The 23993-nt window shown below is 64.5% G+C and carries 21 protein-coding genes; 12 read left to right on the top strand and 9 right to left on the bottom strand.

The features are described from left to right. Positions 1-53: 53 nt before the first annotated feature. The 3 genes from CXY83_RS10825 (at position 54) to CXY83_RS10815 (ending at position 2757) form a co-directional block, all read left to right on the top strand. Complete coding sequence (locus CXY83_RS10825) at positions 54-1046, top strand: LLM class F420-dependent oxidoreductase (RefSeq protein ID WP_104197345.1); 993 nt, start codon at positions 54-56, stop codon at positions 1044-1046. A 141-nt stretch (positions 1047-1187) separates the two neighbouring features. Continuing rightward, positions 1188-2081 (top strand): amidohydrolase family protein, encoded by an 894-nt coding sequence (locus tag CXY83_RS10820; protein WP_104197344.1) that lies wholly within the window; start codon positions 1188-1190, stop codon positions 2079-2081. Between the two features lie 235 nt (positions 2082-2316). After that, complete coding sequence (locus CXY83_RS10815) at positions 2317-2757, top strand: ubiquinol-cytochrome c reductase iron-sulfur subunit (RefSeq protein WP_104197343.1); 441 nt, start codon at positions 2317-2319, stop codon at positions 2755-2757. A gap of 111 nt (positions 2758-2868) precedes the next feature. Here the strand turns inward: CXY83_RS10815 and CXY83_RS18360 are convergent, their stop codons facing one another. Next, the gene (locus tag CXY83_RS18360) at positions 2869-3000 is read right to left on the bottom strand and encodes a hypothetical protein (RefSeq protein ID WP_255408762.1); all 132 of its coding nucleotides are present in this window, start codon (positions 2998-3000) and stop codon (positions 2869-2871) included. Between the two features lie 108 nt (positions 3001-3108). Beyond that, entirely contained in the window at positions 3109-3369 is a 261-nt protein-coding gene (locus CXY83_RS18150; protein ID WP_233200798.1) for a multicopper oxidase domain-containing protein, read from the bottom strand. 210 nt (positions 3370-3579) lie between these two features. Here CXY83_RS18150 and CXY83_RS10805 point away from each other — a divergent pair, with 210 nt between their 5' ends. From CXY83_RS10805 to CXY83_RS10790, 4 genes are read left to right on the top strand one after another with little or no spacing between them, the layout of a single operon-like run. Then, on the top strand, positions 3580-4980 hold the full coding sequence (locus CXY83_RS10805; protein ID WP_104197470.1) for a DUF6421 family protein: 1401 nt from the start codon (positions 3580-3582) through the stop codon (positions 4978-4980). Next, positions 4980-5648: an SDR family oxidoreductase gene (locus tag CXY83_RS10800; protein WP_233200797.1), complete on the top strand. Its 669-nt coding sequence runs from the start codon at positions 4980-4982 to the stop codon at positions 5646-5648. The genes CXY83_RS10805 and CXY83_RS10800 overlap by 1 nt, the downstream gene beginning before the upstream one ends. 58 nt (positions 5649-5706) lie before the next feature. Then, the gene (locus CXY83_RS10795; RefSeq protein WP_104197342.1) at positions 5707-6591 is read left to right on the top strand and encodes an ABC transporter ATP-binding protein; all 885 of its coding nucleotides are present in this window, start codon (positions 5707-5709) and stop codon (positions 6589-6591) included. Beyond that, positions 6588-7700, top strand: a complete 1113-nt coding sequence (locus tag CXY83_RS10790; RefSeq protein WP_104197341.1) for an ABC transporter permease — start codon at positions 6588-6590, stop codon at positions 7698-7700. Before CXY83_RS10795 ends, CXY83_RS10790 begins: the two co-directional genes overlap by 4 nt. A 25-nt stretch (positions 7701-7725) precedes the next feature. Here CXY83_RS10790 and CXY83_RS10785 read toward each other — a convergent pair whose 3' ends face one another. Next, positions 7726-8577 (bottom strand): phosphatidylinositol-specific phospholipase C/glycerophosphodiester phosphodiesterase family protein, encoded by an 852-nt coding sequence (locus tag CXY83_RS10785; RefSeq protein ID WP_104197340.1) that lies wholly within the window; start codon positions 8575-8577, stop codon positions 7726-7728. A 200-nt stretch (positions 8578-8777) separates the two neighbouring features. Between CXY83_RS10785 and CXY83_RS10780 the strand changes: the two genes are divergently transcribed. Further along, entirely contained in the window at positions 8778-9842 is a 1065-nt protein-coding gene (locus CXY83_RS10780) for a low specificity L-threonine aldolase (RefSeq protein ID WP_174722164.1), read from the top strand. Next, positions 9839-11524: a long-chain-fatty-acid--CoA ligase gene (locus CXY83_RS10775; RefSeq protein ID WP_104197338.1), complete on the top strand. Its 1686-nt coding sequence runs from the start codon at positions 9839-9841 to the stop codon at positions 11522-11524. Before CXY83_RS10780 ends, CXY83_RS10775 begins: the two co-directional genes overlap by 4 nt. A gap of 122 nt (positions 11525-11646) precedes the next feature. Here the strand turns inward: CXY83_RS10775 and CXY83_RS10770 are convergent, their stop codons facing one another. Then, on the bottom strand, positions 11647-12696 hold the full coding sequence (locus CXY83_RS10770; protein WP_104197337.1) for a zinc-dependent alcohol dehydrogenase family protein: 1050 nt from the start codon (positions 12694-12696) through the stop codon (positions 11647-11649). A 46-nt stretch (positions 12697-12742) separates the two neighbouring features. Beyond that, the gene (locus CXY83_RS10765; protein ID WP_104197336.1) at positions 12743-14905 is read right to left on the bottom strand and encodes an ATP-dependent Clp protease ATP-binding subunit; all 2163 of its coding nucleotides are present in this window, start codon (positions 14903-14905) and stop codon (positions 12743-12745) included. A gap of 279 nt (positions 14906-15184) precedes the next feature. Here CXY83_RS10765 and CXY83_RS10760 point away from each other — a divergent pair, with 279 nt between their 5' ends. From CXY83_RS10760 to CXY83_RS10750, 3 genes are all read left to right on the top strand, one after another. Continuing rightward, positions 15185-18640, top strand: a complete 3456-nt coding sequence (locus tag CXY83_RS10760) for a DEAD/DEAH box helicase (protein WP_104197335.1) — start codon at positions 15185-15187, stop codon at positions 18638-18640. 76 nt (positions 18641-18716) lie between these two features. Beyond that, positions 18717-20039, top strand: coding sequence for a glycosyltransferase 87 family protein (locus tag CXY83_RS10755; protein ID WP_104197334.1), 1323 nt, complete (start codon positions 18717-18719; stop codon positions 20037-20039). Beyond that, entirely contained in the window at positions 20036-20629 is a 594-nt protein-coding gene (locus CXY83_RS10750) for a histidine phosphatase family protein (RefSeq protein WP_104197333.1), read from the top strand. Before CXY83_RS10755 ends, CXY83_RS10750 begins: the two co-directional genes overlap by 4 nt. A 13-nt stretch (positions 20630-20642) precedes the next feature. On the opposite strand, the gene CXY83_RS10745 is transcribed toward CXY83_RS10750, so the two are convergent. The 4 genes from CXY83_RS10745 to CXY83_RS10730 all read right to left on the bottom strand — a co-directional run bounded on the left by CXY83_RS10745 (position 20643) and on the right by CXY83_RS10730 (position 23984). Beyond that, positions 20643-21803: a class I SAM-dependent methyltransferase gene (locus tag CXY83_RS10745; RefSeq protein ID WP_233200796.1), complete on the bottom strand. Its 1161-nt coding sequence runs from the start codon at positions 21801-21803 to the stop codon at positions 20643-20645. Positions 21804-21947: 144 nt separating this feature from the next. Then, positions 21948-22361 (bottom strand): heat shock protein transcriptional repressor HspR, encoded by a 414-nt coding sequence (locus CXY83_RS10740; RefSeq protein WP_104128702.1) that lies wholly within the window; start codon positions 22359-22361, stop codon positions 21948-21950. Positions 22362-22363: 2 nt separating this feature from the next. Beyond that, on the bottom strand, positions 22364-23365 hold the full coding sequence (locus tag CXY83_RS10735; RefSeq protein WP_104197332.1) for a DnaJ C-terminal domain-containing protein: 1002 nt from the start codon (positions 23363-23365) through the stop codon (positions 22364-22366). Next, positions 23358-23984 (bottom strand): nucleotide exchange factor GrpE, encoded by a 627-nt coding sequence (locus CXY83_RS10730; protein WP_104197331.1) that lies wholly within the window; start codon positions 23982-23984, stop codon positions 23358-23360. The genes CXY83_RS10735 and CXY83_RS10730 overlap by 8 nt, the downstream gene beginning before the upstream one ends. Positions 23985-23993 lie beyond the last annotated feature (9 nt).

The raw sequence follows: 23993 nt of genomic DNA, 5'->3' as shown, positions 1-23993 counted from the left end.
ATGGCTAAAGCGTATCGTTTAGCTTCGCACCGACGGGCCTCTAGGCTGAATCCATGCGATTTGGACTCTTTGTACCTCAGGGCTGGCGACACGATCTGGTCGGAATCGAACCGGCCGCGCAGTGGGCGACAATGAGTGGCCTAGCCGCCCACGCTGATGCCGGTGCGTGGGAATCGATCTGGGTCTATGACCACTTTCACACCGTTCCGGTGCCGAGCGAGCAGGCCACCCACGAGGCTTGGTCGCTCATGTCCGCTTTCGCGGCGACGACGAAACGGGTGCGCCTCGGACAGATGTGCACCTGTATGAGCTACCGCAACCCGGGATACCTGGCGAAGGTCGCCACAACCGCCGACATCATCTCGGGCGGACGCGTCGAAATGGGCATCGGCGCCGGTTGGTACGAGCACGAGTGGCGAGCCTATGGCTATGGTTATCCCCGTGCCGGCGAGCGCCTGGCCCGCCTTGACGAGGGCGTGCAAATCATGAAACAGGCCTGGACCACGGGCACAGCCACCCTCGACGGTGCGCACTACCAGATGGACGGCGCCATCTTTCAGCCGCTCCCACTGCAAGAGGGCGGCATTCCCATCTGGATCGCCGGCGGCGGCGAAAAGGTCACCCTGCGCATTGCCGCGCAGTACGCCGACTACACCAACTTTGACGGCTCGCCCGAGGGCTTCTCACACAAAAGCGCGCTGTTGGCCGAGCACTGCTCGGCCCAGGGCACCGACTTCGATCGCATCGTTCGCTCGGCGAACTACAACACGGTGATCGGTGCGACCGAGGCCGAGGTTGCCGAGCGACTCGAGGCGATTGAGACCCGGGTGACCCCTTATCTCGGGGCTGAGGGGGCCGCCGCGTTCATGGCCGAGTATCGTGACGGTGACGCACAGGGTGTTGGCACTCCGGAACAGATCGTCGAGCGCCTGACCGCGATGAAGAAGCGCGGCCTCGGTTACGCGATCCACTACTTTCCAGAAGCCGCCTACGACCGGTCGGGGATTGAATTGTTCGAGCGGGAGGTCATGCCCGCCCTGAGTTAGCGGGTCACCAGGAGTTGGGCGAGTCCCGCCTCGAGCCGGTCATAGCCTCTGCCCCACGCCCAGTCCCAAAAAGATCGAGTGGCGCGAGAAGACAGCCCCGGGCATCCGCTCGGCACGAGGCGTTCTGACAGACTGGACGAAATGATGCTCACCGACAACGATGTCCCGGCCTGGTGGCGTCGCCTCGGCCTGCCCGGACTAATCGACCTGCACACCCACTTTTTACCCGAACGGATGCTGCGGCGCGTGTGGGCCCACTTCGACGAGATCAAACCGTTGATCGGTCACGAGTGGCCGATCCAGTACCGAGACGATCAACAGTCGCGGCTGGCGACGATGCGCCGGCTGGGCGTGCGCCGATTCACCGCGCTGTCCTATGCGCATCGACCGGGCATGGCGGCTTCCCTGACCGATTTCTCGCTCGGTCTGGCCGCCGAAAACGCCGATTGCGTGCCGAGTGCCACGTTTTACCCGGAAGAGGGCGTGCTCGAGCAGGTTCAATCCGCCCTCGACCGCGGCGCTCGGGTATTCAAGATTCACGCGCAGATCGGCGCATTCGACCTGCGCGAACCCCTGCTCGATCCGGTCTGGGGGTTGCTCGCAGACGCCGGGATTCCGGTCGTGATCCATGTCGGCAGCGGGCCGGTGTCGCGGCCGGGGATCACCGGGCCGGACAAGCTTGCGGGGGTGTTGGCGCGGCATCCCCTGTTGACGGCCGTCGTCGCCCATCTCGGCGCCCCGGAATACGGGGAGTTTCTCGATCTCGCCGAACGCTATCCGTGGGTGCACCTCGACACCACAATGGCATTCACCGACTTTTTCGAGCGGCTCGCGCCGTTCGACCCCGCGCTGCTGTCACGGCTGGCCGACTTGCCCGACCGGGTAGTGCTGGGCACCGACTTTCCCAACATTCCGTACCCGTACGCGCACCAGCTGGAGTCGCTCGAACGCCTGCGTGACCGGGAACCGCGCCTCGACGACGACTGGCTGCGCGCCGTCTGCTGGTACAACGGGCTACGGCTGATCGGCGAGTAGGGCGCCGCGCACCTCGGTCAGGCCGCGGTCACTGCGGTCACCAACGCGGGGGCGACCAGCCCGGCGTGCGACGCGGAGCGAAGGATACGGTTTGGTCCAACTGCTTCACCGTGGAGCAGGACCAAGCCGTATTTGGGCATCTTCGGGCAATACTGCCGGTACCGGCTATATGATCCACCTTGTTGCTATGCCGAACATTGACCATCTAGTCACTATGCCGAATCCGAGGACGACCATGACACCGGCCACCGATCTCTCCCGCCGCGCCGTTATTTTGATCGGAAGCGCGGGTACCGCTGCTGCGCTTGCCGGTTGCTCGACCGACGCATCCGCCGGAGTGGATGCTGGCAGCCAGACGCCGACGCCCGCGGGCGGGAGTGCGCCCCAAGAGGTCGCCAAACTTGCCGACATCCCGGTCGGAGGCTCCATTTCAGCCACCCTGGACGGGAAACCGATCCTGGTTTCCCAGCCGAAAGAGGGCAGCGTCATTGCCTTTAGCGCCATCTGCACGCACCAGGGCTGTGTCGTCAAACCCGGCAACGGTGAATTCGATTGCCCATGCCATCAGTCACGCTTCAACACGGCCACCGGCGAGGTACTCGATGGCCCCGCGCCCTCGCCACTGGAAAAGATTCCAGTGCACGTCACCAGCGGCGTCGTGCTCTCCGGTTCCTGAACGGCCGAGAGGCCACCCGAGCGGCTATCCGAGCGGCCATCCGAGCGTGGGCATCCACTCAGTGCGAACGCAATGAGAAACGCCGTGACCATTCTGGTGGCGTTGTTCATCTCAGGTTCCCGGGGCAAACCCCGGCCGGTGCACCGGCGGATACGAATTCATGGCGGTGGTGACCACGACCGGATAGTCCGAGCTGACCGGGTCGTTGTTTGGCCAGTCGCCCACCGGGAACTGCACCATCATGTCGTGATCTTCATGCACCTAGTTGTGGCAGTGCACCATGTACCGCCCGCCAGTGTGCGCACCGGTGTCGAACTGCATCCGCACAGTGATGGATTCGTTCTCTCCCGCCTAGAAGACGTCTTTCGGCCCGCCCTCCCAAGAGAACGGCTTGCCGCCGTTGGTGTTTCGGCCGATGATCTTGCCGTCGATAGGGTGAATGTGTAGCGGGTGGAACCAACCTCCCGACTCGTTCGTGATGGCCCACTGCTCAACGGAGTACGGCTGAGTGTCGGCGAAGCACCGGGAGAAACCGGGGGCCTCCACCTGGAACCGCGTGATCTTGTTCGTGTTGGCGAAGTTGATGTTGTTCTTGTTACTCAGGTTGCGCATCTCGATCAGTTGGCCGATTGCGAGTCACAATCGAATAGCGTCGTCGTGTCTCGGCTCGCCATTCGACAGGTCGCGGTGAATTTGCGCGCCGCTACGCCCCACAAGCGACGATTCGTTGCGAGAAATCGCAAGAAAACGCCGGGCATCGCCCGATATTCTGAAGTGGCACGCCCGCCGCAACCGCGACACTCATTCGAATCGGAGGTTCCCATGTCGATATCTGTTGAAAAAACACACGTAGCTAACGCTCTGGTCGGAGAGCCCGAGGTTCTCGAAGACGGCCTCGCGCAACACCCCTCCTGGCTCAGCCTCAAGGCAGCGGCGACCTCGCTGCAGGCGGTGCAGTCGCAAGACGGCTCCATTACCGACGTGGGCCGGCACGCGGATGCCGCGGCATCCGTTGCGCGCATCACCGCGGCCGTCACCAACCTTGCGCCGCACTTCGCGCACGACGCCGCGTACCTGACCGCCCTGATCGTGGACTTCGACCGCTGGACGTCGGACGGGTTCGGCGTACCCGACTTCTACGACTCCCTGCTGGCCTTCCAGCCGCAGCAACACCGGGTAAACGGGCTGCGCCACCTTGTGGTGTTCCCGATGTACACGCAAAACGGCAGCGCCAATCGCCTGGTCGAAGCCGTGCTGATCGAGGTCATCTGGCCGGAATTCGTCGGCGAACTCGAAGCCGGGTACACGAATAAACTGTTCGTGCCGATTCGTTTTCTCGACTTCACCCCCGGCTACGACACCAACTCGGCCGTGTTGTTTCCCGAGACGGTCGCGATGCGCGAGATTCCCACGTTCACCTGGGGGGCGATCTTCGCCGACCGCGAAGCCGCCCGTTTTCGCCGGGTCGTACGCGCGGCCGCCGAGATCACCCGGCTCGAGCTGCCGGCCGATGCGGCCCTACTGCTGGACGACCAGCATCTCACTGAAGAAACCTTCGTGATGTGGGACCTCATCCACGACCGCACGCACATGCGCGGCGACCTGCCCTTCGACCCGTTCATGATCAAGCAACGCATGCCGTTCTTTCTCTACTCGCTCGAGGAGTTGCGCTGCGACCTGACCGCTTTTCGTGAATCGGTCACGATCGAGCGCAGTGAGCTGGCGAGCCCAGAGGCACGTCGGCACGCGAAACTGGTGCAGTACGCGGTCATCTTCGACCGCATCTTTCGGTTCGCGATCACCGGCAACCGGGTGCGTAACTATGACGGCCTCGGCGGTCAACTGTTGTTCGCCTGGATGCACCAGCACGGCGTGCTGCACTGGACCGACACCCGGCTCACCTTCGACTGGGAAGCCGTGCCCGACGTCGTGATCGCGCTCGGAGCGCAGATCGACGAGCTGTACTGGGCGTCGATCGATCGGCCAAAGAAGGCGCACTGGCTCGCAGCCTACGAGATGATCTCGAAGACCCTCACACCGAATCCGGCCTCGGCCTGGGCCCGCGGGCTGCCGCTCGAGGTGCTCGCCGGGGCGCCCAAGGGCTACACCGACCAGGTTCTTGACGACGAATTTCCGCTGTCGATGTTCTTCGAGGCGCTCGAGAAGAAGATGCGCACGGTCATCGAGTCCACGGCCGGCATCACCGGCAGCGCGGTCGACTAATGGGTGCCAGTTTGGCCGTCGCTGGTCGCACCGTGCTGATCGCCGGGGCGACCAGCACGGCCGGTCTGGCCGTCGCCGCTTCACTAGCGGAGGCCGGCGCGCGAGTCGTCGCCGTCGGCTCCAATCTCAAACGCCTTCAGTCGGTGCTGGTCGTGGCACCGGACGCGGCGCTCTACGAGTGCGATCTTTCAGACTTTGATGCGGTGACCGCGCTCGCCTCAGCGACCGGCCCAATCGATGGCTTGATTCATCTGGTGGGCGGCTGGCGGGGCGGCGGCGGCCTAGTCGGCCAGAGCGACGAAGACTGGGCTTTTCTGCACTCGCACGTGGTCACCACGCTGCGAAACACCACCCGGGCGTTCAACGCCGACCTGCTGGCTTCTTCGGCCGGGCGGCTCGCGATCGTGTCGAGCGTGTCGGTCGACCAGCCCTCGGCGGGCGGCGCGAATTACGCGGCGGCGAAATCAGCAGCCGAAACGTGGGTGCGCGCGGTCGGTCAAGGCTTTGCGAAGGCCGGCGACACCGCCGCGGCAGTGATTTTCGTCGTACGTTCCCTGGACGGCCTGGAAATAGAGCTGGCTACCGGCGTGACTCGTCTCTGGGATGAGGCGGCGGCATCCGTCAATGCCAGCCGGGTTGTACTGGCTCTTGAGGCCCCCGAAACCTGATACCTACTCGCCCGCTGGTCCGCGCTACCGTGAAGGCACGCACGACGAAAGGGCGGGAATGCTCGACATCAGGGGAGTCACCAAGCGCTATGGCACAAGAGCGGTGCTCACCGACGTGAGTTTCACGGTCGGGGATGGCCGCATGACCGGCTTTGTCGGAGCGAACGGCGCCGGTAAGACCACCACTATGCGCATCATTCTCGGCGTGCTGTCGCCCAATTCCGGCACCGTCCTCATCGACGGAGTGCCGGTGACGGCGAGCGACCGCCGCCGGTTCGGGTACATGCCCGAAGAACGCGGCCTCTACCCGAAGATGAAGGTTGCCGAACAGCTGGTGTACCTGGCCCGCCTGCACGGGCTGGCACCAGCATTCGCCCGGCGCAATACCGACGATCTGCTGGAACGCCTCGGCCTCACCGAACGCGCCAGTGACACCGTCGAATCACTCTCGCTGGGCAACCAGCAGCGCGCTCAGATCGCCGCTGCTCTCGTGCACGACCCCGAATTTCTCGTGCTCGACGAACCGTTCTCCGGCCTCGACCCGCTCGCAGTGGAGGTGGTGATGAGCGTGCTCACCGGCTACGCCGCCCAGGGCGCGCCCGTGCTGTTCTCCTCGCACCAGCTCGATATCGTCGAGAGGCTCTGCGACGACCTCGTCATCATCGCCGACGGCGAGATTCGCGCGCACGGCTCCCGCGAGGCCCTGCGCGAGCAGCACAGCAGCCCTCGTTTTGAGATTCGCACCGCGGGCGACACCGGCTGGATCCGCTCACAACCCGGCATCACCGTCATCGACTTCGACGGCGACTTCGCCGTCTTCGAAAGCGAAACGGATGCCGCCAGCCAAGCCGTTCTGCAGCGTGCGATCGCGCTCGGCGCGGTACACACCTTCAGCCAGCAGCGACCTTCGCTCGCCACCATCTTCAAGGAAGTCATCGCATGAGCAACGTGACACGTCCGGTGCACACCGCGTCCACCTTCGCCCAGAGCGTCTGGCTGGTTTCCAACCGCGAGATCACGGCACGCCTGCGCAGCAAATCCTTTCTCATCGCGACCGGCATTCTGCTGCTCATCTCCGTGGCGTCGGTCATCGTCGGCAGTCTGGCCAGCCAGAATGAAAGCCTCACCAAGGTGGCCGTTGTCGGCACGGCCATCAGCGTTGTCGAACAAACCAAAGCCTTCGATATCGTCGAATCCGACACTGTCACAGGCGCCGAAGCGCTCGTGCGTGACGGCACCGTCGACGCGGCCGTAGTGCCCTCGGACAGTGCCGATTCGCTGCTCGGCATCACGGTGATCGCCCTGGATTCGGCGCCGCGCGATGTTCTCGGCACGCTCAGCGTGAGCCCCGATGTGAAAATTCTCGAGCCGGCCTCGCAAGACGGTTTTCTCGCCTACCTCGTTGCCATCGGCTTTGGCATCATCTTTCTCATGTCGGCGACCACCTTTGGCGCCACCATCGCCCAGAGTGTGGTCGAAGAGAAGCAAACACGCATCGTCGAGATTCTCCTGTCGACCATCTCGGTGCGGGCGCTGCTGGCCGGCAAGGTGCTCGGCAACAGCTTGATGGCGTTCGGACAGATCGTATCCATCGGCCTGTTGGTGTCGATCGGCCTGGCGGTGACCGGGCAACGATTGCTCCTGGCCGACGTCGGCCCGGCCATCGTCTGGTTCGCCGTGTTCTTCGCCTTCGGATTCGTGTTGCTCGCCGCGCTCTATGCGGCAACGGCTTCGATGGTGTCCCGTCAGGAAGACGTGGGCTCAGCGACTTCACCGGTGCTGTTCCTCGTCATGATCCCTTATTTCATGGTGGTCTTCTTCAACGACAACCCGCTCGTGCTGGCAATCATGTCGTATGTGCCGTTCTCAGCGCCGGTCGGGATGCCGGTGCGCATCTTTCTGGGCCAGGCCGAATGGTGGGAACCCGTGCTCTCCCTGGTCGTGCTGGCACTGTCGACAATGGTGGTGATTTTGATCGGGTCGCGCATCTACTCCAACGCGCTGCTGCGCATGGGAGCCCGCGTGTCGCTGCGCGACGCCCTGAAAAGCTAGCGGGAGGCCGAGGCGCACCGGCTCGCTAGTTTCGACTCCCGAGGAACTCCGCCAGTGCGGCGAGATCATCGGTGTTGATGTGGTCAACTCCAGCCGAGTGCAGCTGGGTCCAGATGGCCTCGCGGGCTGCGCCGGGCACGTCCAGGGTTCCCCAGAAGCGCACGCGGTAACCGTTGGCATGCGCCAGCTCCACATAGTCGCGCAGCTTGACCTTCTCGCTCTCCGGCATGGGACCCGCGCCCTGCCAGGCGAAGAGCTTGTTCCAGTTCTCACTGACCAGCGGCATAAGATCGGCCGGTAGCCCGGATGCCAGGTCGGTGGAACGCCCATCGTAGAAGGCGAACCGCGACTTCAGATTTTGCATGGTTTCCAGGGGCCGGTTGCCGCTGACGACGGCGATCACCGGTCCAGTTTGTGTCTTGCCGTTGCTGTACCGGGTCATCATGGAACGGTGCCCCGCCAGCTCTTTCTCGATTGCGGCGTAGCTGCTCTCACCGTCGCTCTTGATATCGATCAGCAGTTGGAAGCTGCCATCCCATCCGGGGTAGACGCTGCGGCCGTGCCCGCGCAGAAGTTCGGACAGTGGATCGAGGTAGAGGCTTTCCAGGGTGACCCCCGGTTGAACATCCACGAGATCGTGGGCGACGAGAAGTTCACCGCCCACAAGCCAGACATCCGCTTCCACGCTGGTGAAGCCCTGTTCGAGGGCATCGAAGAGAGGGCGGTCATGCTCGTAGTCATTGTGAGCATGGGCGGCATCCTGCGGGGTGCCAAGGACGACACGCGACGGCGCCTCCGCCACACGTGGGGAGGCACCGGTGACGGTTGTGACGGCGACGAGAGCGATGAGGGCCGAAGCGGCAACTCTGAAATACATGGGGTCTCTTTCCGAGCGGAGGAAGCTACGCGACGGCGTATAGCTTTACGGTTTATCCGCACTCTGTGTCCGCCCGGCAAACGAATGATGAACCGGCCATGACCATAGAGGTTGCTCGTGCGCGAGGCGTCGATGCGCAACGAACCGCGGGAAAATACCGGGAGCCTGAATCGCCCAGCCGAATGCGGGAGGATGGACGAGTGACCCAACTCCATGATCTGTCTTCCCGCGGCTTCGCCTCCGACAATTACTCTGGAATCCATCCGGAAATTCTGGAGGCGATTGTCCAGGCCAACGGTGCCCACCAGATCGCCTACGGCGAAGACGTCTACACGACCCGGCTGCAAGAGGTCTTCGCCCGACAGTTCGGCGAGGGCGTCGAAGCTTTTCCGGTGTTCAACGGCACCGGGGCCAACGTCACCGGCCTCCAGTCGATGCTGCCACGCTGGGGCGCCGTGATCTGTACAGCCACCGCGCACATCCACAACGACGAGGGCGGCGCTCCGGAACACGTCGGCGGGTTCAAACTTCTTCCGGTGATCACCGCAGACGGCAAGCTCACCCCCGAACTCATCGATCAGGAAGCCTGGGGCTGGGGCGATGAGCACCGCGCCCAGCCGCTCGTCGTGGCCATCACCCAGACCACCGAGCTTGGCACCGCGTATACGGTCGACGAGGTGCGCGCGATCGCCGATCACGCGCACTCCAAAGGCATGACGCTGCACATGGACGGTGCTCGTATCTCCAACGCGGCGGCGAGCCTCGGGGTGCCGCTGCGTGCCTTCACGCGCGATGCCGGCGTCGACGTACTCAGCTTCGGCGGCACCAAGAACGGCATGATGCTGGGTGAGTGCATCGTGGTATTGAACCCGGCTGCATCCACTGGTTTGAAGTTTCTGCGCAAGTCGAACATGCAGCTCTCCAGCAAGATGCGTTTCATCTCGGCGCAGCTCATCGCGCTGCTCGACGGGGACCTGTGGTTACACAACGCCTCCCATTCCAATGCGATGGCCGCCCGTCTGCGCGACGCGCTCGAAAGCGCAATCTCCCAGGGCACCATCACCGGGCTGGCTTTCAGCCAGACCACGCAGGCCAACGCCATTTTCGCCACCCTGCCCGCCGGCGTCGCCGACCGGCTGCGCGAACATTTTCGCTTCTACGACTGGGACGCCACCAAAAACGAGGTGCGCTGGATGTGCGGCTTCGACACCACCGAAGACGACGTCGACATGTTCGTGGCCGCGATCACCCGGGAGTTGTCGTGACCTTCACGCACCGGCCGTGGCTCGCCTCGTACGCGCCCGGCGTTCCCGGCACGATCGCCGAGACCACCGAAACCCTCACCGACATGATGGAGACCTCGGCTGAACGGTTTGCGCCGGCGATCGCACTGGACTTCTTCGGCTCCAGCACCACCTACGCCGAGCTTGGAGAACAGATTTCCCGGGCCGCGAACGGCCTGCGCAAACTCGGCGTGAGCCCGGGCGACCGCGTTGCCCTCGTGCTGCCGAACTGTCCGCAGCACGTCGTCGCGTTTTATGCCGTACTGCGCCTCGGTGCCATCGTGGTCGAGCACAATCCGCTCTACACCGACCGAGAACTGCGCCATCAATTCGAAGATCACGGCGCCCGCGTCGCGATCGTGTGGGACAAGGTCTACGAGTCGGCGCGCATGTTCCCCAAAGACATGGGCGTAGCGGATATCGTCACCGTCGACCTCACGCGTGCGATGCCGTTCTCGAAACGGCTGGCCCTCAAACTACCGATCAAAAAAGCCCAGGACGCTCGTGCTTCTCTTACCGCCGGGCCCGGAAAGGGCGCGATCAGCTGGGAGTCGATCGTGGGCGCCCGCAAACTGCACCCATCACACCAGCGGCCCTTGCTCACGGATACGGCCGTGCTGCAGTACACGAGCGGCACAACCGGCACCCCGAAGGGCGCCATCCTGAGCCATTACAACCTGCGCGCCAACGCCGCGCAGGGTTCCGCTTGGGTAGCAGGCCTCCGCCCCGGCGATGAGACCGTCTACGGCGTTCTTCCGATGTTCCATGCCTACGGCCTCACCCTTTGCCTCACCTTTGCGATGAGCATCGGCGCCCGCCTCGTACTGTTTCCCAAGTTCGACGAGAAGCTCGTGCTCGACGCGGCCAAGCACGCACCGCCCACCTTTTTGCCGGCGGTACCGCCGATCTACGACCGCTTAGTCACGGCCGCAGCGAAGAAAAAGGTGAGCCTTGCGGGCGTCCGCTTTGCTATTTCGGGCGCGATGAACCTGCCGGTGTCCATCGTGGAACGCTGGGAAGAGGCCACCGGCGGGCTATTGGTCGAAGGTTACGGCATGACCGAGGCGTCACCGATCGTCGCCGGCAACCCGGTCGGCCCGAGCCGTCGCCCCGGAACGGTCGGTGTGCCGTTTCCGAGCACCGACATTCGCGTGGTCGACCCGGAAGACCCCACAATCGAGCGCGGCTTCGACGAGGAGGGCGAGCTGCTCGTAGCCGGCCCGCAGGTCTTCTCCGGCTATTGGGACCGCCCGAGCGAGAGCGCCGAGGTGCTGCTCCCCGGCGGCTGGCTACGCACCGGCGACATCGTGCGAGTCTCGGCCGACGGCTTCATCACCATCATCGACCGCCTGAAGGAACTCATCATCACGGGCGGTTTCAACGTGTCGCCGTCCGAGGTTGAAGAGACTCTGTTGTCGCACCCCGACATCAACGACGCGGCCGCGGTCGGGCTGCCGAGCCCGACCGGCGGCGAAGACGTCGTGGCGGTCGTGGTGCTGCGGCCCGGCGTCGACCTCGATGTGACTGCGGTGCGTGAATACTGCCGCACCCGGCTGTCGTCCTACAAGGTGCCGCGGCGCATCGTCGAGGTCGACGACCTGCCGCGCAGTCTGCTCGGCAAAGTGCTGCGCCGCGAGGTGCGTAACCGACTGCAAGGCAAATAGGCTGCGCGGTCAACCGTGAAGCCTTCGATGGAATAGTACGCACTCCGAATGAGATCGCTCCGGCGCACGCAAAATGCCCGTTGGCCTCAGCCAAACGGGCATTTTTTGCTATCGCGGGCGGGTTATGGTCGCAGCAGCACCTTGATGGCTCGGCGTTCATCCATCGCGGCGTAGGCTTCGGCCACCTCGGACAAGGGAAGCTCCAGGTCGAAGACCCGACCGGGGTTGATTTGGCCCGAAAGAACCTCGGGCAGTAGTTCCTCGATATAGCCGCGAACGGAGGCCACGCCGCCGTTCACGCCCACATTGCGTCCAAAGAGCGAGCGGATGGGCAGCTCGGCGCCGCCGTTGGGTACGCCGACGTAGCCGACCATCCCACCGGGCCGCGTTGACCGGATGGCCTGATCCATGGATTCCTTGGTGCCGACGCACTCCAGCACGCAATCGGCGCCGATTCCATCGAACAGCGCCTGCACCGCCGCAACACCCTCATCACCCCGTTCTTCGATGATGTCCGTCGCACCGAATTCGCGGGCCACGGCCTGGCGATCAGCGTGACGGGACATAGCGACGATGCGGCTCGCGCCGAGTCGCTTGCTCGCGAGTATGGCGCAGAGCCCGACGGCTCCGTCACCGACGACGACAACGGTGCTGCCGGCGGTGACGCCGGCAGACACGGCCGCGTGGTGTCCGGTGCCTAAGACGTCCGAGAGGGTCAACAGTCCCGGAATCAGAGCGTCATCCGGCACCTCGGCGGTTGCCACGAGCGTTCCATCGGCATGGGGAACGCGTACCCGCTCGCCCTGGGCGCCGTCGGCGAAGCCGCCCATGTCGTCTTTCTCGCCCCACGGAACAAGGTGGAGGCAGGAAAAGCTCACGCCGTTGCGGCAGTTGACGCAGGTGTTGTCGCAGTCGTAGAAGGGCGCAATGACGAAGTCTCCGACCTTGACGGTCGAAACCTCTGGGCCGATTTCCTCGACGATGCCCACAAACTCGTGGCCAATGCGGTGTGGCTCTTTGGTGGCGGTCACGCCGCGGTAGGGCCACAGGTCAGACCCACAGACGCAGGCCGCGACCACCCGAACGATGGCGTCGCCACCGGTCGAAAGTACAGGGTCAGGAACTTCTTCGAGGCGAATATCTCGTTCGCCATAAATCACAGTTGCTTTCATTGATAAACCCTAACCCGCCCAACCCGGATCTACCCCCCCCTTCGGGTCACATCGTCGCTGCCAGTGACGGAGCGGATGCCACGGTGAGCGCGTCACCGTCGGCCGCCAGCGCCACCAGCACCGTGTCGCCGTCACGAATGTCGCCGGCCAGCAGCGCCCTCGCCAGGCGGTCGTCGATCTCGCGCTGCATGAGACGCCGCAACGGACGCGCACCATAGATCGGGTCGTAACCACGCTCAGCCAGCCAGCGGCGGGCATCCGGTGTTACGGCGAGGTCGAGCCGGCGTTCGGCGAGACGCTTCTGCAATCGGTCGACGTCGAGTTCGACGATTTCGCCGAGCTCATCGGTTGTCAGCGAGGAGAACACCACGATGTCGTCGAGCCGGTTGACGAACTCCGGCTTGAAAGCCTGTCGCACGAGGCCCTGCACTGCCGCCTCTTTCTGTTCCACCGACAGGGTCGGGTCGGTCAGAAACTGCGAACCGAGATTCGAGGTGAGCACGAGAATGGTGTTGCGAAAATCTACCGTGCGCCCCTGGCCGTCGGTGAGGCGGCCGTCGTCGAGCACCTGCAACAGCACGTCGAACACCTCGGGGTGCGCTTTCTCCACCTCATCGAAGAGAATCACCGAGTACGGGCGACGCCGCACGGCCTCGGTGAGCTGGCCGCCCTGCTCGTAGCCGACATAGCCAGGAGGCGCTCCAACCAGGCGGGACACCGAGAACTTCTCACCGTACTCACTCATGTCGATGCGCACCATAGCTTTTTCATCGTCGAACAGAAACTCGGCGAGCGCCTTGGCCAGCTCGGTCTTGCCGACGCCGGTCGGGCCGAGAAAGAGAAAGGATCCGGTCGGCCGGTCGGGGTCGGAAATGCCGGCACGCGAACGCCGCACGGCGTCGGCGACCGCGCTCACGGCGCGCTTCTGTCCAATCAGGCGGTGGCCGAGCTCGTTTTCAAGGTTGAGCAGTTTGTCGGTTTCGCCCTGCAGCAGCCGGCCGACCGGGATGCCCGTCCACGCGGCGACCACGGCGGCGATATCCTCGCTCGCGACCTGGTCGTTCACCATGCGCGGGCCGACGGATTCTTCCTGTTCGGCGTCGGCGAGCGCGCGCTCCATCACCGGAATGTCACCGTAGAGCAGCCGGGACGCCTTCTCGAGGTCTCCCTCACGCTGCGCCCGGTCAGATTCAATGCGGGCGGCGTCGAGCCGCTCACGCAGCTCGCCGACCCGGTTCAGCGAGGCCCGCTCGCTGTCCCAGCGCGCCTGCAACTCTTTGAGGGTGGCCTGGCGCTCTACCAGATCGCTACGCAGCTTCACCAGACGCGCCTTCGAGGCATCGTCCTTCTCCTTCTTGAGAGCGAGCTCTTCGAGCTTGAGCCGATCGACGCTGCGCCGCAGTTCGTCGATCTCCACCGGCGAGGAATCGATCTCCATGCGCAGCCGGCTCGCAGCCTCGTCGATGAGGTCGATGGCCTTGTCGGGCAGCTGGCGGGCGGTGATGTAGCGATTGGAGAGGGATGCCGCGGCCACGAGGGCAGAATCGGCGATGGTCACCTTGTGGTGGGCTTCATAGCGTTCCTTGAGCCCGCGGAGGATGGCCACGGTGTCCTCAACCGACGGTTCGTCGACGAGCACCGGCTGGAAGCGGCGCTCGAGCGCGGCATCCTTTTCAATGAATTCGCGGTACTCGTTGAGGGTCGTGGCACCGATCAGGCGCAGTTCGCCGCGGGCGAGCATGGGCTTGAGCATGTTGCTGGCCGCCACGGAGCCTTCGCCGCCACCAGCACCCATCAGAGTGTGCAGTTCGTCGACGAAGGTGATGATCTGCCCGTCGGCGTCGTTGATCTGTTTGAGTACGGCCTTGAGCCGTTCCTCGAACTCACCGCGATACTTGGCGCCGGCTACGAGGGCAGCGAGGTCGAGGGAGACCAGTTGTTTGTCTTTGAGTGAGTCGGCGACGTCTCCGGCTACGATGCGCTGGGCCAGCCCCTCGACCACGGCCGTCTTGCCGACGCCGGGTTCTCCGATCAGCACGGGGTTGTTCTTAGTGCGCCGGGTGAGCACCTGGCTGATCCGGCGAATTTCGGCGTCACGCCCGATCACCGGGTCGAGCTTGCCACTGCGGGCGATGTCGGTGAGGTTCACCCCATACAACTCGAGGGCCGTCTTGGCGTCTTGCTGCGGTGGTCGCTGACCGGCTTGCATCGCTGTCTCCTCTAAAGTTGAGCCTTGCTGGCTCAAGTTTAGTACCCCGGCCATCTCCCCGGCGTCGAATATTCGAGGGCTGAACATCTCGTCTGCCCATACGGCTGACACCAGTCATCTGCCGGTGTCGCGGCACTCGTCAGAGTTCAGGGCACCCCGGGTTAGGAGTGCCACCGCCACCGACGAGTGCCGCGAAAGCGGTGCAATCAGCGCGGGGCCGGGCAGCCTCCCGTGAGACAATAAAGGTTGGTCCCATTTTCTTACGGAGCTCCCCCACCTATGGCTCATTCCCTCAGCACTCACGAGATCGCCCGAATCGTTGGCAGCCAGTCGTTCTCGCGCGGTGAACGGTACGCCCGCAATGGGCACGTCACCGAGCAGTCCTGGGCCTCGTCGGGGACACACCTCACCGGTCGAGTGAGTGGCACCAGCCCACAGCCGTACACCGTACTCGTTTCGTTCACGCTCAATGCTGCCGGCCAGGCTGTGCGGGCCAGCGGAACCTGCACCTGCCCCATGGGCAGCAACTGCAAGCACGTCGCCGCCCTGCTCCTGGCCAGCCGCAGCACGCCCGCCGAACTGAACGCTGAGCGCGCCGCCTCGAACGTGCGCGCCATCGGCGACCGTCGCACGCCGGTGTTCGAATCGACCTTTGTGCCGGGCGCATACCAGCCGACCACCCCGGTACCGGTCATTCCCATTCGCCCGCCAGTGCCCGCCTGGCGCGCCGCCCTGGCGCCGATCGCCAAGCCGACTGCCGGCGACACCGTCACAAGCACGGCCCTCGCGCTGCAATTCGACCTGCTCGACCCGGCCTACAGCCCGAACAGACGCCCGGCCCCCCGCCGTCTCGGCGCACGCCCGATGGTCATGGGAAAGAAGGGCAAATGGATTCGAGGCTCCCTCACCTGGGACAACCTGTCCTGGACCCCCGGCACTTATAACCGCGCCCACCGCAAAATTCTGAACGCCCTCTACGCCCTCTCGGCCACCGGCCAGCGCTATTACAGCTACACCGACCACTGGCTCTACCTCGACAATTTTGAGAACAAGGCCCTCTGGGACCTGCTGCACGAAGCACAGTTGAGCGGGCTGCCCATGGTCTGCGCTACGGATGCCCAGAATCCCGTTCTGCTCTCGCCCACGCCGGCCGCGCTCGAGTTGAACATTCGCCGCGACGACGAGGGCCTGCAACTGACCCCGTTGCTCATGCTGGGCGAACAGCTGCACCGCGGCGCCGAATTCGGATTCATTGGTGACCCGGCGCACGGCGCCTACACGTTCACGAGCCCCGCTGACCCGCTCGCAACCGGCAGGCAGCTCGTTCTCGCACCACTGAATGCACAGGTCAGCTCTGAGATCCGCGCGCTCGCTGTCACCGGGGGCTTTGACATTCCAGCCAACGACGAGCCTTCATTCCTAGCTGATTACTACCCGTTTCTGCAGCAAAAATTGACCCTGACCAGTCACGACGCCTCGTTCGAGCTGCCCAGAACGGCTCGACCCCAGCTGGCGCTGACGATCACCCACCAAACGGATGCCCGCATCACCGTCGCGTGGGAATGGCACTACGTCGCGCCCACCGAATCGGTCCCGGAGTCGATCAGCACGGACGCGGTCGAACCGGCCCCCGTGCTGTACCGCCATCCCCTGCGCCCGACGCCCGGCGACACCCGCTTTCGCGACCTCACCCGCGAACACGACACGCTGCAAGCGGTCAGCCGAGAAATCGCCTCGTTCTCGGAGCTCTGGCAACCTGCCACACCGATCAGCCCGGCCCGACTCCTTGAGCAGTCAGAACTTCGCAGCGCCATCATGATCACGTTTCTCGGCGAGGCCGTGCCGAAACTCGAGGCCGCCGGCATCGCCGTGCAGGTCTCGGCCGACGCCCCGAGCTACCGTGAAGCCGACGAAGCGCCGGTGATCAGCCTCGCCACCACCGAAAGCACCGACACCCGAGACTGGTTCGATCTCGCCGTTACCGTGACGATCGAGGGCGAAGACATCCCCTTCGACGACTTGTTTCGGGCGCTGGCCACCGATCAAGACCTGATGATCCTCGACAGCGGCACGTACTTCAGTCTCGACCGGCCCGAACTGCAGCAGCTGCGGCGGCTGATCGAAGAAGCCCGCGGCCTGCAGGAGAGCAACGCAGGCACGCTTGGTCTCAGCCGTTTTCAGGCCGACCTGTGGGACGAACTGCAACTGCTCGGTGTCGTCGCCGAGCAGGCTGCGTCCTGGCGCAGCGCCGTCGAGGGTCTCGCCGCCCTGCACGGCTCGGCTGAGGCCGCACCCATCGCCGAACGCCCGCTCCCGCCGGCCGTGCATGCCACCCTGCGTGCCTACCAGCAGACCGGATTCGACTGGCTCAGCTTTCTCTACGACCACCAGCTTGGCGGCGTGCTCGCCGACGACATGGGACTCGGCAAGACGCTGCAGGCCATCGCCCTCATTGCCCACGCCCGCGACAGCCAACGCGCTGCGGAAGGCTCCACTCGCAAGCGCTTTCTCGTGGTCGCTCCCACAAGCGTCGTCTCCAACTGGGCCACCGAATGCGCTCGGTTCGCGCCCGACCTGACGACAACAGCCATCACCCAGACCACCGGCAAACGCGGCTCCAGCCTGCTCGATGAAATGGGCCAGGCAGACGTCGTGATCACCTCATACACGCTGTTCCGACTCGATTTCGAGGAGTACAACGCTCACGACTGGGCCGGGCTGCTGCTCGACGAGGCCCAGTTCGTCAAGAACCACCAGAGCAAGGCGCACGTTTGCGCCCGGCGCCTGCGCACCCCTTTCAAGCTCGCCATCACCGGAACCCCGATGGAAAACAACCTGATGGAGCTGTGGTCGCTGCTCTCCATCACCGCGCCGGGCCTGTTCCCGAGCCCGAGCCGTTTTGCCGACTACTACCGCAAGCCCATTGAAGCGGATGCCGACGCCGACCGGCTCGCGCAGCTGCGCCGCCGCATCCGACCCTTCATGCTGCGGCGCACGAAGGCCGAAGTCGCCAGCGACCTGCCCGAGAAGCAGGAACAGGTGCTCGAACTCGACCTACACCCGAGGCACCGCAAGGTCTACGACATGCACCTTGCCCGAGAACGGCAGAAGGTGCTCGGCCTGATCGAGGACATGAACGCGAACCGGTTCGAGATTTTTCGCTCACTCACCATGCTGCGCCAGCTCAGTCTCGACGCCAGCCTGTATGACGCGAAGTACGACAGTATTCCCTCGACCAAGCTCGACGCCCTGCTGGAACTTCTGGAAGATACCGTCGCCGAGGGTCACCGAACCCTGATCTTCAGCCAGTTCACCCAGTACCTCGGCAAGGCACGGGACCGGCTCGACGCCGCCGGCATCAGCTATTCCTACCTCGACGGCAAGACCCGCAACCGGGCCAAGGCCATCAGCGACTTCAAAGAGGGCTCCAGCTCCGTCTTTCTGATCAGCCTCAAGGCTGGCGGATTCGGACTCAACCTCACCGAGGCCGACTACGTCATTCTGCTCGACCCGTGGTGGAACCCGGCGACCGAAGCCCAGGCCGTCGACCGCGTACACCGCATCGGACAAACAAAGAATGTCATGGTCTATCGCCTGGTCTCCAAGGACACCATCGAAGAAAAAGTCATGGCCCTCAAAGCCACCAAAGCGCGCCTGTTCGAAAGCGTCATGACCGACGGAGCGCCGCAGGGCACCGCCCTGACCGCGGCCGACATTCGCGAACTCCTGGCTTGAGGCGACACCAACAGTTCATCCAGCCCCCCTAGACTGCGGGCGACGGCACCACGTCGCACACTGCAGAAACGGTCCTATGTCCACCATTTTTGATCGGGTCGACGCTCGCCTGGCTCGCACACTCACTCCGGCTCGCCGCCTGACGCTGCAACGCCCGCGTACCCTCGCGCTCGGTTTTCTCGGTCTGCACGCGGTGTTCCTGTTCGCCCTGCTGCCCACCATCCTGACCGGTCGGGTACTCGGCGACCTTCCGCTGTACCGAACCTGGGCTGAACTCGGCCTGGAGCACGGCATCTGGCAGGGTATCGATACCGGGTGGGTGTACCCGATCGGCGCCATGCTGCCGATCGCCTTCGCGGGCATCGCCGGTCCGCTCCTCTACCAACTCCTGTGGTACCTGCTGACCACCGCGTTGAATGCCGTCGCAGTCGGAGCGCTCACCGACTGGGGACGTCGCCGCGGTGGCTTCAAATCGGCCTGGTACTGGCTGTTCGCGTCGTTTCTGCTGAGCCCGGTCGGGCTACTGCGACTGGAAGGACTCACAGCACCGCTCGTCATTGTCGGACTCGTGCTGCTCGCGCGCCGGCCGGCCGTCGCGGCGGTTGTGCTGACCCTCGCCACCTGGATCAAGGTGTGGCCAGCGGCCGTGTTCCTCGCGGTGGTCACCGTGTCGCCGCGTCGTCGCACGGTGGTGCTTATCGGTGCGGCCGTCTCGGCGGGGGTGGCGGCATTCGTCTGGCTTGTGGGGGGCCTGCAATATCTCACCAGTTTCGTCACCGAACAATCTGACCGTGCCCTGCAACTCGAGGCGCCCATCACAACTGTGTGGGTGTGGCTGGCCACACTCGGTCACCACAGCACGTTCATCTACGAGAATTTCGCGATCGCCACCCGTGAGGTGAGCGGACCCGGTACCGACGTGGTCGCTTCCCTGATGACGCCGGTCATGTTCGGCGCCATCGCGGTGATTTTCGTGCTGATGCTCATTGCCCAGCATCGGCGAGCGGATGCCGGCCAACTGCTGCTTGTCGGAGCCCTTGCCCTGGTCAGCGCGTTCATCGTCTTCAACAAGGTCGGTTCACCGCAATACATGTTGTGGCTGGTGCCGGTGGTTGCGGTCGGTGTCGGCCGCAGCTGGGCTGAGTGGCGGGTGCCCGCCACGCTGACGCTGGCTATCTCCGGCCTGACGACGCTCGTCTTTCCCATTTTCTACCTGCCGCTCATCGACGGCGATCTGTTCTCCCTGCTGCTGCTGACAGCGCGCAACGCGCTGCTCGTCGTGCTGCTGGCCTGGGCGATCACCGACCTGGCCAGTCTGGCTTGGGCTCTGCCGAAACGGGAAGCGCGCATTTTGGCCCGCCGCGCACTCCCAGTCGGCCAAGGCAGAATAGATCAGTGACCACGACGACAACCTTCGCCCTCATCCGCCACGGCCAGACCGATTGGAACGCCGCCGCGCGCATCCAGGGCGCCACCGACATTCCGCTGAACGACGTGGGGCGCGGCCAGGCAGCGGCTGCCGTCGCCCCACTCTCCCGGTATGAGTGGGATTTCATTGTCTCGTCGCCGCTTTCTCGTGCGGCCGAAACCGCTGACCTGATCGGCGAAGAGCTGGGCCTCGACGCGGCCCGCCGCATTCCGGGTCTGATCGAGCGCGATTACGGACCAGCCGAGGGCCTAAGCGCCGGCGCCCAGCTGGACGCCCTGCGTTTTCCGGGGGGATTCCACGGTGCCGAGACCGAGGAAGCCGTCGCCGCGCGTGGCATCGACGCCCTGTGCGAGCTCGCTCGACATCACCCCGGAGAGCGCATCATCGTCGTCGCGCACGGCACGCTCATTCGACTGAGCCTCGAAAACGCCCTGGACCAGTCCATCGGCAGCATCAACAATGCCTCGATCAACCTCGTGCACCACCACTACGACCACGCGGATGGCGCGGCCGAGTGGCAGCTCGAGGTGCTCAACGGCGAGCTGCTCGTGCGCGTCTGACCACGGCGTAACGTCAGCGGCCGGTCGACACCGTCACCGTGAATTTGGTGTTGCGGCCAACCTGGCGGGTCGAACCGACGATGCGGGTGAGCATCGGACGGTAACCGAGGTGGGTGTTCCACACGGTCCACAGTTCTCCGCCGGGTGCCAGTACCCGCGCCGCGTCGATGAAGAGTTTCTCAGCGAGGCCCGCATGCACCGACGCTCCAATATGAAACGGCGGGTTGAGCAGAATCAGATCACCCGAATTATCCGGCTGGCCAGACAGGCCATCGGCGCGCACGACGGTGACACGATCGGCGAGCGCGTTGGCGTCGATGGTTGCGCGAGCGGATGCGACGGCCACAGCCGACTGATCCGTCGCGAGCACCTGCAGCAGCGGGCGCTGGGCCGCCAAGGCCGCGGCGAGCACTCCGGTGCCGCAGCCGAGGTCGATGGCGCGCTCGGCGTCGGGCTTCATTCGGTCGAGCACCTCGAGCAGCGCCCGGGTACCGATGTCGATGCTGGTTCCGGCGAATACGCCACCGTGACCGCGCACGGTGAGGTCGAAGTCGTCGTGCTTTTCGCTGCGTGGCCAGTCGCTCGTCGACGAGGCCAACGGTGCGGAAGCGATGAGCACGCGCGACTTCTGGCGGGCCGGGCGCACATTGAGGGCCCCGAAGTGGCGGCGCAGCACCTCATTCATGCTCACGGTCATGTGCTTGATGCGGCCGCCGGCAAAGACGATCACGTCGGGAGCGGCGTACTTGGCGACGGCGGCGGCGATCTCGTCGAGCGCGTCGAGGCTCTTCGGCAGCTGTAACAGCACGACGTGGGCGTCTTTCAACAACTCTTCGCTGAGCGGCAGTGAGCGGTAGGCATCCGTCAGGTCGACGCCGGAGGCGTTGCTGTCGAGCGCATATTCGCCCGAGAGCGCGTCCTGGTAGACACGGATGCCGCGGGCGTTGTGCAGGGCAGCGGCACCGAGGGTCAGGGCGCCATAGCGATCCTCGAGCACGACGACGCCACCGGCACGATATGCCGCGAGTGCGCCAGCGGCCTCATCGAGAATGAGGCGGTCACTCGCGTCGACGGCGAACAGGTTCTCCGCCTCGATGTCGGGGCGACGACGCAGGCGGTCGAAATCGAACCCGTTCATGCCGTTGTTCGACACGGCCTCGTTTTCGTCCGACATGGTGCTTTTCGACGAAGTGTTTGCGTTCCGCGGCGCGGACTGGTCATACGCGTCCGATTTGGACATGGATCCCCCTGAGAGTAGTGCTGGTGCGACCAGTTCGTGCTGTGGGGCAGAAACGTGAAGCTTGTTACAGATAACTGACTATGGTCTGGGCTGCCGCCAGATGACAACCTGGTTGCTGCGCCTGGTGCGGGTGCCCGCCTTCATTGAAATAACATCGCCGGCCGAGCCAGCCGCGAAAACGCGGCGGCCCGGTCGGTTCAGTAGTTCGTCGGCGAGCGTCGATTCCAACTCGCGCAGGCGATTTTCGAGCCCGCGCACGTGATCCTCGAGTTCGAGGATACGACGGATGCCTTCCAAACTCACGCCTTCAGAGCCCAGTTCCGCAATTTCACGGAGCTTTGCCACGTCGAGCATGGAGTATCGTCGGCTCTTGCCGGGGGTGCGTTCTGGGCTGACAAGGCCCAGGCGATCGTATTGGCGCAGGGTTTGCGGGTGCATTCCCGCAAGCTCGGCCGCCGTCGAAATCACGAAAACCCGGGTGGTCTCGTCCATAATCAGCCCTTGGCCCGAGCAATCAGTTCATCGCGCGGGTTCTCCTTCGGCAGCGCTTCGGCAAACGCGGCGAGTTTCTCTTCGGCATCCTTCGACAGGTGTGAGGGCACAGCGACCTGCACGACCGCGAGCAGGTCGCCCGTGCCCTTGGCCGTGGTGACGCCGCGACCCTTGACCCGCAGCACCCGGCCACCAGGAGTACCGGGGGCAACGCGCAACTTGACGGGGCTGCCGCCGAGGGTGGGTACCTCGATCGTCGCGCCGAGGCTGGCCTCGACGAAAGTGACCGGTACGGTTACCCGCAGATTGAGTCCGTCGCGTTCGAACACCGGGTGTTTGCGCACGGTGATCGTCAGCACGATGTCGCCGGTTTCTCCACCGTCCGGGCTCGGCTGCCCCTTGCCACGCAGGCGAATCTTCTGCCCATCGGCGACTCCGGCCGGAACCTTGACCTTGATCGGTCGACCGTCCTGGGTTTGCAGGCTGATCTGGTCGCCCTGGGTGGCTGTGATGAAGTCGATGGTCGTCGAGGCGATCACGTCACGCCCGCGCGTCGGTGCGCCCGAGCCGCGGTAGCCACCGGTGGGGTTGCCGAAACCGCCCCCACCTTGGCCACCTCGTCCGAACATACCCCCGAGGATATCGTCGAAACCGCCCTGTTCGAAGGTGTAACTCTGCTGACGGCTTCCGCCGCCGAACATGCCTCCGAAAGCGTCCTCGAAGCCGCCACTCTGGGCCCGGCCGCCGGGCGCGGCGAACCGCGCCCCGCTTCCCATTGCCCGCACGGCGTCATATTCCTTGCGCTGGGCGGCATCATTCAGCACCGAGTGCGCCTCACTCAATTCCTTGAACTTCGCCTCAGCGGCGGGGTTCCCCGGGTTGGAGTCCGGGTGGTATTTACGAGCGAGTTTTCGATACGCCTTCTTCAACTCGGCCGGCGTGACATCTTTCGATACCCCGAGAACCTTGTAGAAGTCTTTGTCGAACCAGTCCTGGCTAGCCATCGCTCGGTACCTGAACGACAACCTTGGCCGCACGCAACAGCGTGGAACCGAGGTAGTACCCCGTCTCCGCGACGTCGCCAACGGTTTCGGTGTCGACGACCGCACTGGGCTGCTGGAAGATCGCCTCGTGCATAGTCGGGTCGAAGGGGTCGCCGACCGCGCCGAACGAGGTGAGTCCAAGACGCTCAACGCTCGAACGCAGCTTGGCCGCGATCGTGGCGAAGGCCGAGTCGGGCACGAGGTCGCCGTGCTTCTCCGCCCGGTAGATATCGTCGAGTACCGGAATCAGTATCTTGACGATATCCCCGGTCACTCGCTCTTTCTCAATGGCACGGTTGGCTTCGGTACGCCGACGATAGTTGGCGTACTCCGCCGTCACACGCTTGAGGTCGGCGAGGTGTTCACTCGTCGGCTCGGCGACTTCGCGCTCTGCCGCGTCCAGGATGTCCTGAACGGTCAACTCGTCTTCTTCGATTCCGTCGGCCGAGGCCGCAGCCTCGCCATCAGCAACGGATGCCGAGTCAGGCACCGATTCTGCAGGGACGCCCGCGCCCGCCGCGGCGGTGCCGTCATCCGGCACCCCCGCCGCGTCGTTGTCAGGATTTTTCTTGTCAGCCATAGTTGCGGC

Origin of the sequence: Cryobacterium sp. M15 (assembly GCF_002929675.1) — a bacterium.
Classification (GTDB): domain Bacteria; phylum Actinomycetota; class Actinomycetes; order Actinomycetales; family Microbacteriaceae; genus Cryobacterium; species Cryobacterium lyxosi.
This window is presented reverse-complemented; position numbering and strand designations above follow the sequence as displayed.